This is a genomic window from Vibrio sp. OPT18, assembly GCF_015163615.1.
GTDB lineage: Bacteria > Pseudomonadota > Gammaproteobacteria > Enterobacterales > Vibrionaceae > Vibrio > Vibrio coralliirubri.
Genome location: NZ_JADDYK010000033.1, coordinates 40298 through 56188 on the forward strand (window position 1 = coordinate 40298; position 15891 = coordinate 56188).

Below are 15891 nucleotides of genomic sequence, written 5' to 3' on the forward strand. Positions count from 1 at the left end.
TTGCTCAAAAATTTACGTTTGTTGTTAAACCTACCATAAGTAATCCAAGTAGCGTGCCAACTTTTAATCCATTTATTATCAGTTACTTACAATAAAATGGTGATTAACCCGAACCATGCTATGATGAATTTAGCCAAGTATTGGTATTTTTCACCACTACGACTCTTACATGACTATCTCCAGCGATCAATTCATACAAGGACGCGCTATGCAGCAGAACCTCATTGGTGAATCACCTAGCTTTCTCTCTGTTTTAGATAAAGTATCCCAACTCGCACCAATAGAAAGACCCATTCTGATCATTGGCGAGCGCGGCACAGGTAAAGAGCTCATCGCACAAAGACTGCATTACCTTTCAAGACGTTGGGATCAACCTTTGATCTCATTGAACTGCTCAACCCTCAGTGAAGGTTTGATTGATTCTGAACTGTTTGGCCACGAGTCAGGGTCGTTTACGGGTTCGAAAGGTCGTCATCAAGGTCGCTTTGAAAGAGCAGAAGGAGGAACGCTGTTTCTGGATGAGTTAGCGACCACTCCCCTTGCGGTTCAAGAGAAGCTATTGCGCGTTATTGAATACGGGCAATATGAACGTGTCGGTGGGCAAAAGGCGCTAAGTGCCAATGTAAGACTGGTGTGTGCAACCAATGCCGACTTACCAGACATGGCATTAAAGGGCGAATTCAGGGCTGACCTATTAGATAGACTGGCGTTTGACGTCATTACTATCCCTCCTTTGCGTGAGCGAAAAGAAGACATCATGCTACTCGCAGAATACTACGCCATTAAGATGTGTCGTGAATTGGAATTGGAGTTGTTTGTTGGCTTTGCCCCTTCTGCCGTTGAATCGCTTTTAGATTATTCTTGGCCAGGGAATGTACGAGAGCTCAAAAACGTCATTGAGCGAGCGATCTATCAGCACGGAAAAGACCCATATCCTATTGAATATTTGGTGTTTAACCCATTTAAGCCCGCATGGAAAACAGAGCAAGATTCCTCTCCGGAAACTGGCAATGAGCCGTCTAACAGCCATACTTCATCAGAGAGCTTGTTTTCTTTGCCGCTTGATTACAAAGCATGGCAAGAACAACAAGACATCAAGCTACTCAATCAAGCCCTAAAACAGAGCAAATATAACCAGAAACAAGCCGCAGAATTACTTGGGTTAACCTACAACCAATTACGTGGAATGGTGAGGAAGTACGCGATTGTCGGACAAGCTAACGATAAATAGCTGTCCACACTTGATTATTATTTGGAGCCGAATAAATAAAATGTTAAATTGTCCGGATCTTGAGGCTCCTCTAACGCCTCGTTTCGAAAAGTATTTCTTTTTATGAAAGCACTAATAAGACTATCACTGAGCATCTGCACGCTGAGCTTTCTCGCTGGATGTGGTGAGAGTGTGAATCACGAGCAAGTCCGTGAAAAAGGCTTCATTTATTGCGGCCAAGGTAATCCTAGTACCTTCAACCCACAGCTGGTTGATAGTGGCATTACCGCAGAATCGCTGAGTCCTCAAATCTTCGATACACTGCTCACTCTTGATCCGATGACGTACCGACCAAAACAGAACTTGGCGACAAGTTGGTCTGTTGATAAATCAGGTACAGAGTACACGTTCAAACTGCGCCCAAATGTTGCGTTCCAAACGACAGACTGGTTCACCCCTACTCGTAGCATGAATGCACAAGATGTGGTGTTTAGCTTTGAACGTGTCATTGATAGTTCAAACCCATTTCATTATGTGGGTGGTGGCCTATATCCGTGGTTTGCCGGAATCGACTTCAAGAACCTGATTGTCGATATCACCGCAGTCGACGACCTAACAGTGAAATTCCAATTAAGTCGCCCAGACAATTCATTTCTCAACAATATCGCCACCAGCTATGCAGTCATTCACTCTAAAGAGTATGCCAACAAGCTCATTGCAGCGGATGAGAAAAATCGAATCGATTCCAACCCTGTCGGCACTGGCCCTTTCTACTTAGATGAATACCAAATCAACGACCTAGTGCGCTTGAAAAAGAACAAGCACTACTGGAAGGGTGAAGTACAAATGGACCAAGTTGTGTTCGATACTTCGCAACGTGGAACAGGCACACTTGCCAAGCTTCTTCGCAGTGAGTGTGACGTGCTCAATTCTCCGATTTCTAGTCAAATTCCTATTATTCAGGCCCATGAAGAGTTGAAGATCTCTGCCACTCCGGCGGTTAATGTCTCTTTCATTGCGCTGAATACTGAGCACCCTGCACTGCGTGACTCTCGAGTTCGTAAAGCGCTCAACTTAGCCATCAATCGTCAGAACATTCTTGATTCTGTGTATTACGGTACAGGAACCAAAGCCTACACTTTACTTCCTCCTACTTCTTGGGCTCACCAAAAAGACAGCGTTCAAGTTCGCTACGACCGAAACTATGCGGTTGCGCTTCTCAAAGAAGCTGGCGTTGAGCCTGGGTTAGAGCTTTCAATGTGGGTACCACTAGAGCCACGCGCATACAATCCAAGTCCAAGAAAAACGGCAGAACTGATCCAAGCAAACTTAGCCGATATTGGTATTGAATTGAAACTCTATACCGACGACCGATTTGACCGCACACAGTTGTCCTCTATTTCCTCAACAGACTTGTTGCTTACAGGCTGGATAGGCAATACAGGTGATCCAGACAACTTCTTGCGCCCGCTGCTCTCATGCAGCTCTGAACGTGCAGGGTTAAACGTCTCGATGTGGTGTAATTCAGACTTTGATTTCCTTCTCGACTTAGCATTAGAGATCAATCAACAAAGGCACCGTGTGAACTTGTACCGACAAGCCCAAAACATTCTCAATGAAGAAGTTCCTGTGATTCCTTTAGCTCATGGCGTGCAATTCCGCGTGCACGATCGTTCGCTAACAGGCTTTAAAGCAAGTCCTTTCAATGCCCAACCTTTTGATCAAGTCAGAAGAGAGGTGCAGTAATGTTTTGGTATACATTAAGACGTGTAAACTTATTCGTTATTACGCTAGGGATTCTGACCTTGGTGGGTTTCTCCCTGCTTCGATTAGACCAAACCTCACCATGGGCAATTCAAGATTTTTGGCCCGGTTGGATTAGCTATATCACTGAATTATCGACGCTAAACTTTGGCCTAAGTAAACACGGTGTACCTATCATCGATGAGTTGGTCGTGGTGTTCCCTGCAACGCTAGAACTGTGCTTCTTTGCCTTTGTGTTGGCACTCATCATCGGTATCCCTTTCGGCACCATTGCTGGTATGAGACAAGGTAAATTTGTCGATACCACCATATCGTTCACCTCAATGGCCGGTTACTCTGCACCGATCTTTTGGGTCGCATTGCTGATGATCATGGTGTTTTCACTGCACTTTGAAATGTTCCCAGTTGGTGGCCGATACGACCTACTTTACGAGATTGAACACGTGACTGGCTTCGCGATGATTGACGCCTTTTTTGCCGAAGGTCGCTACCGTGCACACGCACTACAAAGTGTTATCGAGCACATGGCGTTACCTTGTCTTGTTTTAGCGCTAGCGCCAACGACTCAGGTCATCCGATTGATGAGAGCGTCAGTAGCTGAAGTAATGACGCAAAACTACATCCGTGCAGCACGAATTAAAGGTCTTTCAACGAGAGAGATCATCACGCAGCACGTGCTAAGAAACGCGATACCTCCGATTATTCCTAAGGTCGGCGTTCAACTATCGAGTATGTTAACGCTTGCCATTATTACCGAGTCTATCTTTAACTGGCCGGGCATTGGTCGTTGGTTACTGGATGCCTTATCGAATCAAGATTACGTTTCAATTCAAGCAGGTGTAATTGTGGTGGCAACCTTGGTTTTGACCGCCAACATTATGTCCGATCTACTGGGCGCGATGATCAATCCACTGGTGAGGAAGGAATGGTATGCTAACAAATAACGTCTACCAAGAAGAACAGATTCCAACCCAGTTCGAACGTTTCTGGCGCAGCTTCCGCAGCAATAATCTGGCTATGTTTGGCTTGTGGTGTTTGGTGCTTATCATTCTGGTCACCGTCACTTCACCGTGGCTAGCCCCGCATGATGCACAAGAACAAACCGGTCACCTATTAACGCCGCCCTCTTGGGATCCAGCAGGAACGGTTGAATACTTTCTAGGCACTGATGACTTGGGCCGAGACATTCTTTCTCGCCTAATAATTGGCTCTCAGCTGACGTTTGGCGCCGCCGTGGTGATTACCTTCATCGCAGCCGTCATTGGTTGTCTGATTGGCGTACTTGCTGGTATGACTCGTGGATTGCTATCAAGTACGTTAAACCACCTGCTTGATACCGTTATGTCGATTCCATCTCTTCTGCTGGCGATTATCTTCGTGGCATTCCTTGGCTTTGGCGAGTTCAATATCTTGCTTGCCTTGTGTTTGGCACTGATCCCGCGCTTTATTCGCTCGGTGTACATTGCCGTGCATGCCGAAGTAGAAAAGGACTATATTCTGGCTTCTCGCCTTGATGGAGCGAACGATTTTTACCTGCTTTGGAACTCAATCCTTCCGAACATTCTTACCGTGATCGCACTTGAAGTTACGCTGGCACTGTCAGTTGCAATTCTTGATATCACGGCTTTAGGTTTCCTAGGGCTTGGCGCTCAAGCACCGAGTACCGAGTGGGGCTCAATCTTGGGTGATTCGGTCGAGTTGATTTACCTTGCGCCATGGACAGTTACCCTACCCGGCTTAGCTATTATGTTTACAGTGATCGTGATTAACCTCGTCGGTGAAGGTGTTCGCCAAGCGCTAAATGCAGGAATCGAATAATGCCGTTACTTGATATTCGACATCTAACCATCGAGATTGAGACCCCTCAAGGGATGGTTAAAGCGGTAGATCGAATGAGTATTACCCTCAATGAAGGGGAAATTCGTGGCTTAGTAGGTGAATCAGGCTCAGGTAAGAGCTTGGTTGCAAAAGCGATCGTCGGGGTTTGTAAAGAGAACTGGAAAGTTTCCGCAGACCGAATGCGCTTAGGCAATATCGACCTACTGCAACTGACGCCGAAAGAAAGACGCCGAGTGATCGCCCGCGATATCGCAATGATCTTCCAAGAGCCATCAACGTGTCTTGACCCTTCTGAAAAAGTAGGTAACCAGCTCGTTGAAGCGATCCCTTCCCATTCGTTTGAAGGTCGTTGGTGGCAACGATTTAAGTGGCGTAAGAAGCAAGCGATCGCATTACTACACAAAGTCGGCATCAAAGACCACTCTCGCCTAATGGACAGTTACTCTTACGAGCTGACCGATGGTGAGTGTCAAAAGGTGATGATCGCAATGGCGATCGCTGCCAAGCCAAAAGTCTTGATTGCTGATGAGCCGACCAACGATTTGGACCCAATAACACAGTCTCAAATATTGCGTCTGTTGAGCCGTATGAACCAGATCAATAACACCACCATCGTGTTGATCGGTCATGACTTAACCACCATTACCCAATGGGCAACTCGCATTACCGTGATGTACTGTGGTCAATCTGTAGAATCCGCTGATACGCCGAAGCTGTTGGATGCACCCAAGCACCCATATACTGTTGCTCTGTTAAAAGCGATGCCAGACTTTAACGACTGGATTCCCCACAAGGAGAAGCTACAGTCTTTGCCGGGGTCAATTCCACCGCTGCAACATCTTCCTATTGGTTGTCGGTTAGGCCCACGTTGCCCATACGCGCAAAGGCAGTGTGTCGAGATCCCACATACTAAACGTATCAAGAACCATAAATTTAACTGTCACTTCCCTCTGAATATGGAGAAGAAAAAGAAATCATGAGTGCATTATTAGAAGTCAGTGATTTGTCTAAAGACTTTACGACTCGCTCTGGTCTTTTCCGTAAAAAGATTCATCAGGCGGTGAAGCCGGTCAGCTTTTCCCTTGAAGCAGGCCAAACGATTGGTTTTATTGGTCAGAATGGTTCTGGTAAATCAACATTAGCAAGAATGCTCGCAGGCATGGTCGAACCAACCGCTGGCGAGATCCGCGTGAATGGCGAAAAACTAGAGCACAAAGATTACTCGACTCGTTGTAAGCTGATTCGAATGATCTTCCAAGATCCGAATACTTCGCTTAACCCACGTATTCAGATTGGTCGAATTCTTGAAGGCCCATTAAAGCGAAACACTAACATGCCACCAGAAGCCCGTATGCGTCGTGTGAAAGACACACTACTGCGCGTGGGCCTTCTACCGGAACATGCTTACTTCTACCCTCAGATGCTTGCTGCGGGCCAGAAACAGAGGGTTTGTTTGGCTCGAGCCTTGATACTTCAGCCATCCATCATTGTCGCTGATGAAGCGTTAAATGGTTTGGACATGGCAATGCGCTCGCAAATCATCAATCTGTTCTTAGAACTTCAAGAAGAGATGGGCGTATCGTTCGTTTATGTATCTCAGCACCTCGGTATTGTGAAGCACATTACCGACAAGATTATTGTAATGCACGAAGGCAATGTGGTTGAGAGTGGGGAAACGGATCAAGTGTTGACCAATCCAACTCACCAAATCACCCAAAGATTGGTTGAGAGCCATTTCTCCAAAGCACCCAACCACTAATCTGTAATCACGCTGCATCCAGCAGAGGGGAAAAGTATGTTACGAACAGCTTCAATGCTTCCCCTCTTGTTGGTGCTGTTGTCCTTTAACGCGACAAGCACACCGCTCACATGGCTAGATAGAAGCTTCGTCGAAACAGCCTTTTATAACGTCGCGCTTCAACACGAATACTCCCAAGGCAACAAACCGCTCGCCAAGTGGAAACAACCGATCAAGATTTGGATCGATCATCGAGTGGGCGATGAGGAACTGCATCAAGAGCTCACAGAGCTTCATATCAAACACTTATCTGAAGTCACCCAACACCCAATAACAATCGTCAGTAAAGAGTCCGAAGCGAACGTTAAATGGATATACACAAGGCAGAGCCAGTGGGTATCTGAGGCGAAATCGGTGCTCAAGCTCAAATCAACTCAGCATTTAAATAGCGCCATCTGCACGGCGGGTTATCGAACCAATTCTAAAGGTGAGATTGTATACGCTGGGATTGTAATTCCCGTTGATCAGGCCAGATCGCGAGGTAAGCTAGTCGCCTGTATCGTGGAAGAGATCACACAGGTTCTCGGCCTGCCGAATGATTCAGATAAAGCCTACCCTTCTATTTTCAATGACCATACGCCAGAAGACTTATTGTCGCCCTTAGATGTGGTGTTACTACATCTGCTGTATGAACCAGAATTGAAAGCTGGAATGACAAAATCTGAAGTAAAACCTGTCGTTCGAAAGATACTCAAGAGATACAGCCAAACAGGTGTACTTCAACAAGCTTCTAAAGCCGCACAGCAAGCGCCTTTGTATCAGTTGATTGGGTATTGACGAATATACGTTGGAAGCAGCTTAGATGGGATAATTGAATAATAGCGCTGCCTAAGAAAGGCAGCGCTGACTTACGATGTTACTGTATTACGAAAGAATTAGCGCTTAGCTGCCTGCTTTTTCAATTCGAAATCGAACTCATCAGGGAACAAGATAACGCCTTCTTCTTGCTCGTTCGGGAATACTACAACAGCAAGTTCGTCGTCTTCTAGACCGTTCGTCCAGCGACTGTGCCATTTATTCAACGAAATAGACTCAGCTTTACACTCAGACCAATCACCCGTTGCCCATGATTCTGCGAACTCTTGGTTTGGCCATACTGGAACACAGTCTTCATCTTCTGTGTTCAGCATTACACAACCGTGTTCATCGGTTAAGATCCATACTTCACGGTTTGCTACGATTTCTTTCACACAGTATTTAAAGCGTTGCTCGCCCGTATACTTGTTGATTTCAGCGATTTTTTTATCGTCTAGCTGTGTAGTCATCTTAATTTCCTACTTTAGTCAGTAACTTTGCTCTTAAAGCTATTTTATGCCGAGTGTTTTTAACTTCAAACATTATCGATGAAGAAGAAAGTCTACTTCAAAGAAAAACGCCTGCTAAATAAGCAGGCGTTTAATATTAAGCGACTTGATTAAACAAGCTCACCTTGTAGCCAAGGCCAGCCTTGCTTCTTACGGCTTAGTGTATTTTCCATCATCAATACGCCGTCTTTCTCGTGCTTAACCAATTTCTCAGCCCACTCACCTTTGTATAGAAGACGAGTTTGAGCAGTAGTGATATCTGTTAGCATTACCGCAGCGAACGCTAGACCATCTTTCTCACAACGCTCTTCAAGATCAGCTTCTAGTGCTTCGATCATGCCGTCTACTTGCTCAAGAGTCGCAAGTTCAACTTGACCAACAACAACATCACGACCGTTGAATGGGTAGCCTTTAAGGTCTTTTTCTACTAGCTGTGCAGCAGATAGGCCTTCGATGTTTGTCTTAGCGATTAGAAGCGCTTTGATGAATGCATCAACGTCAGTTACGCCAGCGATTTCAGCAAGCTCAGCAACAGCGTCTTTGTCTTTTTGAGTACATGTTGGAGAAGCGAAACCCACTGTGTCTGAAAGGATTGCAGACATCATTAGTTTAGCGATTTGTTGAGAGATTGCGTGACCTTCAATCTTGAACATGTTGAAAAGTACAGTGTTTGTACAACCAACAGGCCAGATCCAAGCTTCCATTGGGTTTACTGTCATCACGTCGCCTAGACGGTGGTGATCGACAATACCTACGATCTCTGCATCAGCAACATCATCTGGTGCTTGTGCTAGATCTGAGTAGTCTACTAGCCAGATTTTCTCACCAGCAACAGAAGTACGAAGCTCTGGCTTTTCAGCACCAGCGACTTCTAGAATGTGTTGAGTTTCGCGGTTGATCTCGCCTTGGCGAATTGGTGTCGCTTCCTCGCCACGAGCTTTAAGAAGCTCTGTTGCAACTAACGCACTACAAATACTGTCACTATCAGGGTTTTTGTGACCAACAACTAAAATCATGTTTCTTCCTATTACACTAACAATTATGACTCTACCTTTAGAGCCTCTCTTTATTAGCCATACTTTACCTCATTTTTTTAGATTGGTCATGTTTCGTGGGTTTAGCCAATAGTAACAATAGATAAAAAAACAACAAATGCAATTGATAATTATTATCATTCGTATATATTTATCTTAAGCCACTAATTTTGAGTAACACCTATGGATCGACTAATCTCTTTTTTGCCAAGCAGTAGCGCTGCGAAAACAACTCAATTTTCACTGTCATTTAAGCGCCTGCTTTTACCTATCTCACTTGCAGCTTTAGTTATGGCGCCTGCCACGCGAGAATTGACGGTCACGACCTTGTCAGACGCCTTTTGGGCAGTGTCTTGTTATGTTGCTTTAACCTTGGCTATTTATCACTGGTTAAGTCTGTACATAAACAAAGATAACGTCTTCAATAAGCTCGTCCATCAATCTCGTTCAAACCAAGTGGTATTCGCGGCTCTCATGGGCGCGTTGCCCGGCTGTGGCGGAGCGATAGTGGTAACCACACAATTTATCTCGGGAAAACTCGGATTTGGTGCCGTAGTTGCGGTGCTCGTCTCAACCATGGGTGACGCGGCGTTCCTACTCATAGCGAGCGAGCCTAAGACAGGTTTAGCCATGATGGCGATGGGCGTCATTGTGGGTACTGCGTCAGGTCGAATCATTAACTTGTTTCACGCAGACGACTTCTTACGCCCAAAAAAAGCAGAGAAAAATGAAGTGGTGAGCAGCTGTGCTTCTCAATCTCAAGACAAAGAAGCAGTATCGAAAAAAGCGATCAACCTACAAGGCTATCTATGGTCTGTACTCATTATTCCAGGTGCTGCAGTTGCCCTACTTGGCTCTTTTCAAGTGGATGTGAATGAGTTGCTCGCTTTGCCCGGAATGTCGATGGAATGGGCAGGCACTATTTTGCTGATCAGCTCGATGTTTCTATGGGGACTGACTCGTGAAATTGAAGATTACAAATCAGCCGTTAGTGAAGATGAGAAGTGTGTAGGCTCTCATCCACTGCAAAAGACAGCTCAAGATACAAACTTTGTTACCGCTTGGGTGGTGGTTGCCTTTCTTTTCTTTGAATTTGGTTCTGTGGTAGCAAATGTCGATTTTGCGACGCTATTCTCAAGCTGGGGCATCATGCTCCCCCTGGCTGGCGTGTTGATGGGTTTGCTACCAGGCTGTGGACCACAATTATTGGTCACTAGCTTATACCTTTCAGGCGCACTACCACTTTCGGCTCAGGTAGGTAACGCAATCTCAAATGATGGTGACGCGCTATTCCCTGCGATTGCGATGGCTCCCAAAGCGGCACTGGTCGCGACCTTATACTCTAGTGTGCCCGCACTAATCTGTGCTTATGGCTATTGGTTTATGTTTGAAATCTAACTTGATCAGAGTTAACTCCATAGGCTTCTGTAAGGTCAGTACTTTGTATCGGCCTTTTTGTTTCCGTCAGCCTAGTCTTTCCACAGTTTTTTTTGACCTTCCCTTCCTGATCCACTGTTTCTACTACTGCTCTCAAACAGCACGTTACAGCCTGTCTCAAAAACGCCCTCTATTAGCCCTGTACAATGCTTATTTAGAAACACCAACACAGACATCTAAAATACAAAAAGCCCCTGTAAGAGTGCTTACAGGGGCTTTAATTCAAGCTTTAATCTTGGTTCTTAAGACAAGACTTAAGAAACTTCGATTGGACCACCGAATGAAGTTACTGGAGGCAGTTTGCCTTGGAACTTCTCGAAATCAACCAAACATGTGTTTGCTGACGTTGCTTGAGCAAGTTCAGACGTACCGATATCTTGAGTCAGTGTGTTTGGATCGCCGTATGTATCTAGCGCGCCCACTTTCTCGTTGATCGGACCGTACCAAGCACCTTCTTCGATACGAACAACACCAGGAGCGTAGCTATCCATTAGAACAGCACCTGCTAGTAGTTGACCACGGTCGTTAAACACACGTACTACATCGCCATCTTTGATGCCTTTCTTCTTAGCATCTACTGGGTTGATGTAGATTGGCTCACGGCCTTGTACCGCGTAAGTCGCACGCCACTCTTCAGATTCACACATCTGAGAGTGAAGACGCTTGTCTGGGTGACAAGATTGTAGCCAGTATGGGTGTTTGTCAGAGCCTGGACCACCGTGTGAACGTTCAGATTTCTCGAACCACATTGGGTGTTCTTGACAGTGCTCGTAACCCATGTTGCCAACAGTACGGCTTGTGATTTCGATGAAACCAGAAGGAGTACCTAGTGCGTTGATCTCTGGATCTTCACGGAATGAAGCGTGGCGAGTCCATGGCTTACCTTTACCGAAGTCTAGGAAACCTTTCTCCCAGAACTCAGCAAACTCAGGCATTTCGAAGCTGCCTTCGTTTGAAGCGCGACATTCGTCGTACAGAGATTTAACCCACTGCATTTCGTCCATACCACGCGTGTAATCGTCGTAACGACCCCAACGCTTAGTTAGGCTAGACATGATCTCGAAGTCAGTCTTAGACTGGAACAGAGGATCCACTAGCTTGTGCATTGCGATCAAACCACGGCCAGAGTACGCGCCGTAACCATCGATATCGTTACGTTCCCACTGAGTACAAGCTGGAAGAACAATATCAGAGTGACGACAAGTTGCAGTCCAAGCGAAATCAACAGCCACTACAGTTTGTAGGCTCTTGAATGCTTTACGCATCTTGTTGCGATCTTGGTGGTGGTGCCACGGGTTGTTACCACTGAATACCATCATTTTGATATCAGGTAGTGTTACCGTTGAACCGTTCGCTTTGATCTTCTTACCTGGCTCTAGCAAGCTATCTACCCAGCGAGCAACAGGGATTACACGGCTGTAACCGTTGTAATCTGTGTTGGTGTGCTTAGGTGATTGACCTTGGTCGATGTTCAGCGGGAATGAACCCGGGGCAGCGAAGCCAGTTGAAGATACACCGATACCTGAGTAGTGGTGACCGTAAGAGATACCACCGCCAGGTAGACCAATTTGGCCAACCATTGCTGCGATAACTGCACACATCCAGTAAGGCTGTTCACCGTGCTCTTGACGTTGGATACTCCAACCCACAAGAATTTGTGTACGACCGTTAACTAGCATCTTAGCAAAGTCACGGATAGAGTCAGCGCTTGCACCACAGATAGCTGAAGCCCATTCTGGTGTCTTCTCAACTTTGTCTTTCGTTTCACCTTGAACGTACTTGATGAAATCTTCAAAACCTAGACAGTAAGTTTCGATGAACTTCTTGTCGTATAGGCCTTCGTTGTAAAGAACGTGAGCAACACCAAGCATGAACGCCACATCAGTTTGTGGGTTGATGTACATTTGCTCGTTTTCTAGGTAACGACCTGTTTTGTTTTTAACAGGGTCAACAGAAACAACGTTGATCTCTTTCTTAGCAACTTTTTCTTTCAGCTGTTCTAGGTATGCAAAAGACTCATGAGTCTCACATGTCCAACCTACTTGAAGGTTTTTAACTGGATCGTTACCCCAAAGAACAATGTTGTCACTGTTTTCTAAGATAAGTTCCCAAGATGTACCTTGTGCGTAAACTTCAGTAGAACCTAGCACGTAAGGCATGATCGTTTGACCAGCACCTGTTGAGTAGTCACCGATTTTCTTCACAGAGTAACCGTGAAGTGCCATTGCACGTTGCATGTGGTTAGTACAGCTGTGGAACTGACCTGTTTGTCTCCAACCAGTTTGACCTGTGTGAAGCGCCCATGGACCGTAATCTTTCTGTACGCGCTCTAGCTCGCGGTAAACAAGGTCTAGTGCCTCATCCCAAGTCACACGAATAAAGCGGTTGTTACCACGCGTGTCTGCGCTGTACTTATGCTTCTTCAACCAATCTAGGCGAACCATTGGGTAACGCACACGTGATGGGCTGTAGATAATACCTTTAATACCTTTCAGCATCTCTGTTGGGTGCTGATCGATTTCTAGAGGTTTAATTTCTTGTACTTTACCCGCGTAAACGCGAGCTCGGAATGCCCCCCAGTGAGAACCAGAGACTTTCCACGCGCCGTCTGTTTCTGCAGCAGATGCTGAAGCCGACGCCAATAAGCTTGGACCGATAACCGATGCCGCACTTGTCGTCGCGACACCTTTCAGAAAACTTCTTCTTGTAATTGCCATTGTGTTACTCCAATTGACGTCTTATTAGTGATGGCCTTCAGAAAAATCTGATGAGTGCTTCTGTAGATACTTAAGAACAAGTGCTTCTGTATCTGTATCGAAGTTAACGAACGCAATCATACCATCTAGCATGCCTACCCAACCGTTAGCGCTGAAGTGAGCTTCATCTGGCTGTGAGTGACACGTTGAACAGTTAGATTGGTACGCTTGACCCGCTGCGTTCCAGATTGGATCGAAGTTATCAACCATAGACTCTTTCTTCATCCAAAGTGCTAGGTTAACTTCTTCCCAAGGAAGGCCAGTTAGCTCATCTTCTTTCTTCTCACCAACAGTGATTACGTCACTTTGAGATACTTCTTTCGTCAAGATTGCAGTCGAGATGTTCATACCGAAGTCTTCTTGGATTACACGTCCGAAGCCTTTCGCTTTACGCCAACCGTCGATTTGAATCTTGATCATGTCGCCTTTTTCGTCGATCACAGCAACTTTACTTGCAGGGCTTAATAGACCCGCTTCAACTTCAGCTGTTTCATCTGTATACATTGGCAGGTGACGAATAGAGATCACGTCTGAACCATTTGCGTAAGATGTGCTGCTTGCTACGTTTTCTAGCTCGCCAACAATACCGCTCGCTGATGCCATATCTAATGGAAGGTTGTGAGCAATACCTTTGTGACAGTCAACACAGCTTTGATCACGCTCTGCCGCGTTCTTCATCTGAATACGCGCTGTTGGGCGCATGTTTTCGAAATCCATTGAATCGTAGTTGTGGCAGTTTTTACACTCTAGAGATTTGTTCGAAGAGAAACGATCCCATTCGTGTTTAGCCAGTTCGATACGACGAGCTTCGAATTTCTCAGGTGTATCTAGGTCACCAAATACTTGAGCGAATACTTCTTTAGATGCTTGCATCTTACGAGCAATTTTTGCTGTCCATTCATGTGGAACGTGACAGTCAGGACAAGTAGCACGTACACCAGAAGTGTTTTTCCAGTGAACCGTTTCTTGTAGTTCTACGTATACGTTGTCACGCATGGTGTGACAGCTTACACAGAATTCTTCTGTATTTGTGTGCTCTAGAGCTGTGTTAAAACCGCCCCAGAAAATAACACCGGCGATAAAGCCACCCATAGTTAGTACACCAAGACTGATGTGTACCGCTGGGCGAGTCATTGTGCGCCATAATTTAACTAAAAATGATTTCATGTTTAGCTCTCTTAAATATTGATTTTAAAAAATGTTGTTACTAGAGGGCATTACATGCCGCCGTGAGCACCAGGAGGTCCGAATACAAACACTTGCAGTGCCCAAACTAGGAAGCCGTAACCACCTACAAAAGCCACACTTAATATTGGAAAGAGAACCACCGCGATGAAGAGGAAAGACTTCCACTCCAACGAGCGTTTTTCGCCAGTTTCAATTTTATTAACATCACTCATACATTTTGCCTATTTTGTATTTAGTAATTTCGAGTAACCCATTCTATGGGGCTAAAGTTCTTAAGTATCTAACGACAAATTTTAGACCATACTCAAAGTAGGGTTCAATCAAATCTCCCGTTATAACCCTTGCTAATCAATACTTTTTTGAGCTCATCCAAAGTTGTTTTTAGTTAAACAAAGTTATTAAAAAGTATTAACAAATGTGAAGAATTAAGTATATTTCACAAATGTTAAATTCCAACACCTGCGCAACCGTATTGTAACCAATTTTAACGTTTTACCTACTAAGTAGTAGCCAAAAATGCCTCAAACAACCAATATTTTGTGGTTTGATTGTTAAATTATTGAGTGTTTTTTAAAGCAACGGCTGAGAAGCTGAAATGCATCATTTGGCACTTTCAGATATGATGGGGACCTACTTAAAAGGAAACATTATGCAAGACGTTATTGATATATCTTGGTGGCAGTTATTGTTCTTCAGCTCACTTCTCTTGCTACCCATTACGATCAACCACAAGTTAAAACTCGGCCTTGGCAAAGAAGCTTCTATCAGCATCATTCGTATGGTTATTCAGCTATTTCTGGTGGGACTTTACCTAGAATACTTGTTCACTTTGAATAGTTTGTGGGTCAATTTGCTGTGGTTATTTACGATGATTATCGTCGGTGCAAGCTCGATTGTTGAAAAATCTAGACTGCCAAGAAACCTACTTTTGGCTCCTGTCGCCGTTAGCCTTGCGGTAACTTGTGTACCTATTGTCTTGTTCATCTGCTTTTTCATCATTAAGCCGACACCGGTTTTTAACGCGCAGTACCTTATCCCAATCGCAGGGATGTTATTGGGTAATAGCTTAAGCAGTAATATCGTGGCATTGCAGAACCTGTTTAGTGCCTTTGAAACACAGAAATCAGAATATGAAGCAGCAATCGCGTTAGGCGCGTCTCCTACTTATGCTGCTGCGCCTTTTGTACGTAATGCGATACAGAAAGCGATGTCCCCTATCATGGCCTCTATGGCAACCACAGGCCTAGTAACGCTGCCGGGAATGATGACGGGGCAGATCTTAGGTGGTGCTTCACCGATGATCGCGATTAAGTATCAACTGATGATCATGCTGGCGATTTTCGTGATGATGAGCTGTTCTTTAGCACTTGCGCTTCACCTCTCATTGAAGACATCTCTGACCAAAGAAGGGCGAGTTCTCGCTCAAATACAGCCTTCGAAATAGCCTCCCTACTCCACTTAGATCTGGTTACTCACTGAATTTGAGACAGGTTATCCACAGAAACTGTGGATAACCAAATCAATATAGATCCTTTTTTGTCCATTTCGACCCAAGGAAAGA

The 15891-nt window shown here is 45.2% G+C and carries 14 protein-coding genes; 9 read left to right on the plus strand and 5 right to left on the minus strand.

What is annotated here, in order from left to right:
* Positions 1-208 precede the first annotated feature (208 nt).
* From pspF to IQQ51_RS06770, 7 genes are all read left to right on the plus strand, one after another.
* Entirely contained in the window at positions 209-1231 is a 1023-nt protein-coding gene (gene pspF, locus IQQ51_RS06740) for a phage shock protein operon transcriptional activator (protein WP_017060309.1), read from the plus strand.
* Positions 1232-1333: 102 nt separating this feature from the next.
* Positions 1334-2956: an ABC transporter substrate-binding protein SapA gene (gene sapA / locus IQQ51_RS06745; protein ID WP_193840653.1), complete on the plus strand. Its 1623-nt coding sequence runs from the start codon at positions 1334-1336 to the stop codon at positions 2954-2956.
* Positions 2956-3918, plus strand: a complete 963-nt coding sequence (locus IQQ51_RS06750; RefSeq protein WP_048614483.1) for an ABC transporter permease — start codon at positions 2956-2958, stop codon at positions 3916-3918. The genes sapA and IQQ51_RS06750 overlap by 1 nt, the downstream gene beginning before the upstream one ends.
* A complete protein-coding gene (gene sapC, locus IQQ51_RS06755; protein ID WP_017065331.1) occupies positions 3905-4792 on the plus strand; it encodes a putrescine export ABC transporter permease SapC in 888 nt (295 codons plus the stop codon). Before IQQ51_RS06750 ends, sapC begins: the two co-directional genes overlap by 14 nt.
* Complete coding sequence (locus IQQ51_RS06760) at positions 4792-5793, plus strand: oligopeptide/dipeptide ABC transporter ATP-binding protein (protein WP_017060305.1); 1002 nt, start codon at positions 4792-4794, stop codon at positions 5791-5793. The genes sapC and IQQ51_RS06760 overlap by 1 nt, the downstream gene beginning before the upstream one ends.
* A complete protein-coding gene (locus tag IQQ51_RS06765) occupies positions 5790-6572 on the plus strand; it encodes an ATP-binding cassette domain-containing protein (RefSeq protein WP_017060304.1) in 783 nt (260 codons plus the stop codon). The genes IQQ51_RS06760 and IQQ51_RS06765 overlap by 4 nt, the downstream gene beginning before the upstream one ends.
* Positions 6573-6608: 36 nt before the next feature.
* Entirely contained in the window at positions 6609-7388 is a 780-nt protein-coding gene (locus IQQ51_RS06770; RefSeq protein WP_193840654.1) for a DUF2927 domain-containing protein, read from the plus strand.
* Positions 7389-7486: 98 nt separating this feature from the next.
* Here IQQ51_RS06770 and IQQ51_RS06775 read toward each other — a convergent pair whose 3' ends face one another.
* Both IQQ51_RS06775 and IQQ51_RS06780 read right to left on the minus strand, forming a co-directional pair.
* On the minus strand, positions 7487-7876 hold the full coding sequence (locus IQQ51_RS06775) for a DUF2750 domain-containing protein (protein ID WP_193840655.1): 390 nt from the start codon (positions 7874-7876) through the stop codon (positions 7487-7489).
* 149 nt (positions 7877-8025) lie between these two features.
* Positions 8026-8931, minus strand: a complete 906-nt coding sequence (locus tag IQQ51_RS06780) for a manganese-dependent inorganic pyrophosphatase (RefSeq protein ID WP_017060302.1) — start codon at positions 8929-8931, stop codon at positions 8026-8028.
* 201 nt (positions 8932-9132) lie between these two features.
* Here IQQ51_RS06780 and IQQ51_RS06785 point away from each other — a divergent pair, with 201 nt between their 5' ends.
* Positions 9133-10347 carry a putative manganese transporter gene (locus IQQ51_RS06785; protein WP_193840656.1) on the plus strand — a complete coding sequence of 405 codons (1215 nt, stop codon included), beginning with the start codon at positions 9133-9135 and terminating at the stop codon, positions 10345-10347.
* 293 nt (positions 10348-10640) lie between these two features.
* On the opposite strand, the gene torA is transcribed toward IQQ51_RS06785, so the two are convergent.
* Genes torA through torE form a run of 3 tightly spaced genes read right to left on the minus strand, consistent with a single transcriptional unit; the run spans position 10641 to position 14542 of the window.
* The gene (gene torA / locus IQQ51_RS06790; RefSeq protein ID WP_050634676.1) at positions 10641-13103 is read right to left on the minus strand and encodes a trimethylamine-N-oxide reductase TorA; all 2463 of its coding nucleotides are present in this window, start codon (positions 13101-13103) and stop codon (positions 10641-10643) included.
* A 24-nt stretch (positions 13104-13127) separates the two neighbouring features.
* Positions 13128-14309: a pentaheme c-type cytochrome TorC gene (gene torC / locus IQQ51_RS06795; RefSeq protein ID WP_017060299.1), complete on the minus strand. Its 1182-nt coding sequence runs from the start codon at positions 14307-14309 to the stop codon at positions 13128-13130.
* Positions 14310-14359: 50 nt separating this feature from the next.
* Positions 14360-14542 (minus strand): trimethylamine N-oxide reductase system protein TorE, encoded by a 183-nt coding sequence (gene torE / locus IQQ51_RS06800; RefSeq protein ID WP_008222628.1) that lies wholly within the window; start codon positions 14540-14542, stop codon positions 14360-14362.
* 437 nt (positions 14543-14979) lie between these two features.
* Here torE and IQQ51_RS06805 point away from each other — a divergent pair, with 437 nt between their 5' ends.
* Complete coding sequence (locus IQQ51_RS06805) at positions 14980-15774, plus strand: ABC transporter permease (protein ID WP_050621868.1); 795 nt, start codon at positions 14980-14982, stop codon at positions 15772-15774.
* Positions 15775-15891 lie beyond the last annotated feature (117 nt).

Excerpts from the sequence above, each read along its gene's own strand:
- pspF (WP_017060309.1), top strand. The coding sequence starts at position 209 with ATGCAGCAGAACCTCATTGGTGAATCACCTAGCTTTCTCTCTGTTTTA.
- sapA (WP_193840653.1), top strand. The coding sequence starts at position 1,334 with ATGAAAGCACTAATAAGACTATCACTGAGCATCTGCACGCTGAGCTTT.
- IQQ51_RS06750 (WP_048614483.1), top strand. The coding sequence starts at position 2,956 with ATGTTTTGGTATACATTAAGACGTGTAAACTTATTCGTTATTACGCTA.
- sapC (WP_017065331.1), top strand. The coding sequence starts at position 3,905 with ATGCTAACAAATAACGTCTACCAAGAAGAACAGATTCCAACCCAGTTC.
- IQQ51_RS06760 (WP_017060305.1), top strand. The coding sequence starts at position 4,792 with ATGCCGTTACTTGATATTCGACATCTAACCATCGAGATTGAGACCCCT.
- IQQ51_RS06765 (WP_017060304.1), top strand. The coding sequence starts at position 5,790 with ATGAGTGCATTATTAGAAGTCAGTGATTTGTCTAAAGACTTTACGACT.
- IQQ51_RS06770 (WP_193840654.1), top strand. The coding sequence starts at position 6,609 with ATGTTACGAACAGCTTCAATGCTTCCCCTCTTGTTGGTGCTGTTGTCC.
- IQQ51_RS06775 (WP_193840655.1), bottom strand. The coding sequence starts at position 7,876 with ATGACTACACAGCTAGACGATAAAAAAATCGCTGAAATCAACAAGTAT.
- IQQ51_RS06780 (WP_017060302.1), bottom strand. The coding sequence starts at position 8,931 with ATGATTTTAGTTGTTGGTCACAAAAACCCTGATAGTGACAGTATTTGT.
- IQQ51_RS06785 (WP_193840656.1), top strand. The coding sequence starts at position 9,133 with ATGGATCGACTAATCTCTTTTTTGCCAAGCAGTAGCGCTGCGAAAACA.
- torA (WP_050634676.1), bottom strand. The coding sequence starts at position 13,103 with ATGGCAATTACAAGAAGAAGTTTTCTGAAAGGTGTCGCGACGACAAGT.
- torC (WP_017060299.1), bottom strand. The coding sequence starts at position 14,309 with ATGAAATCATTTTTAGTTAAATTATGGCGCACAATGACTCGCCCAGCG.
- torE (WP_008222628.1), bottom strand. The coding sequence starts at position 14,542 with ATGAGTGATGTTAATAAAATTGAAACTGGCGAAAAACGCTCGTTGGAG.
- IQQ51_RS06805 (WP_050621868.1), top strand. The coding sequence starts at position 14,980 with ATGCAAGACGTTATTGATATATCTTGGTGGCAGTTATTGTTCTTCAGC.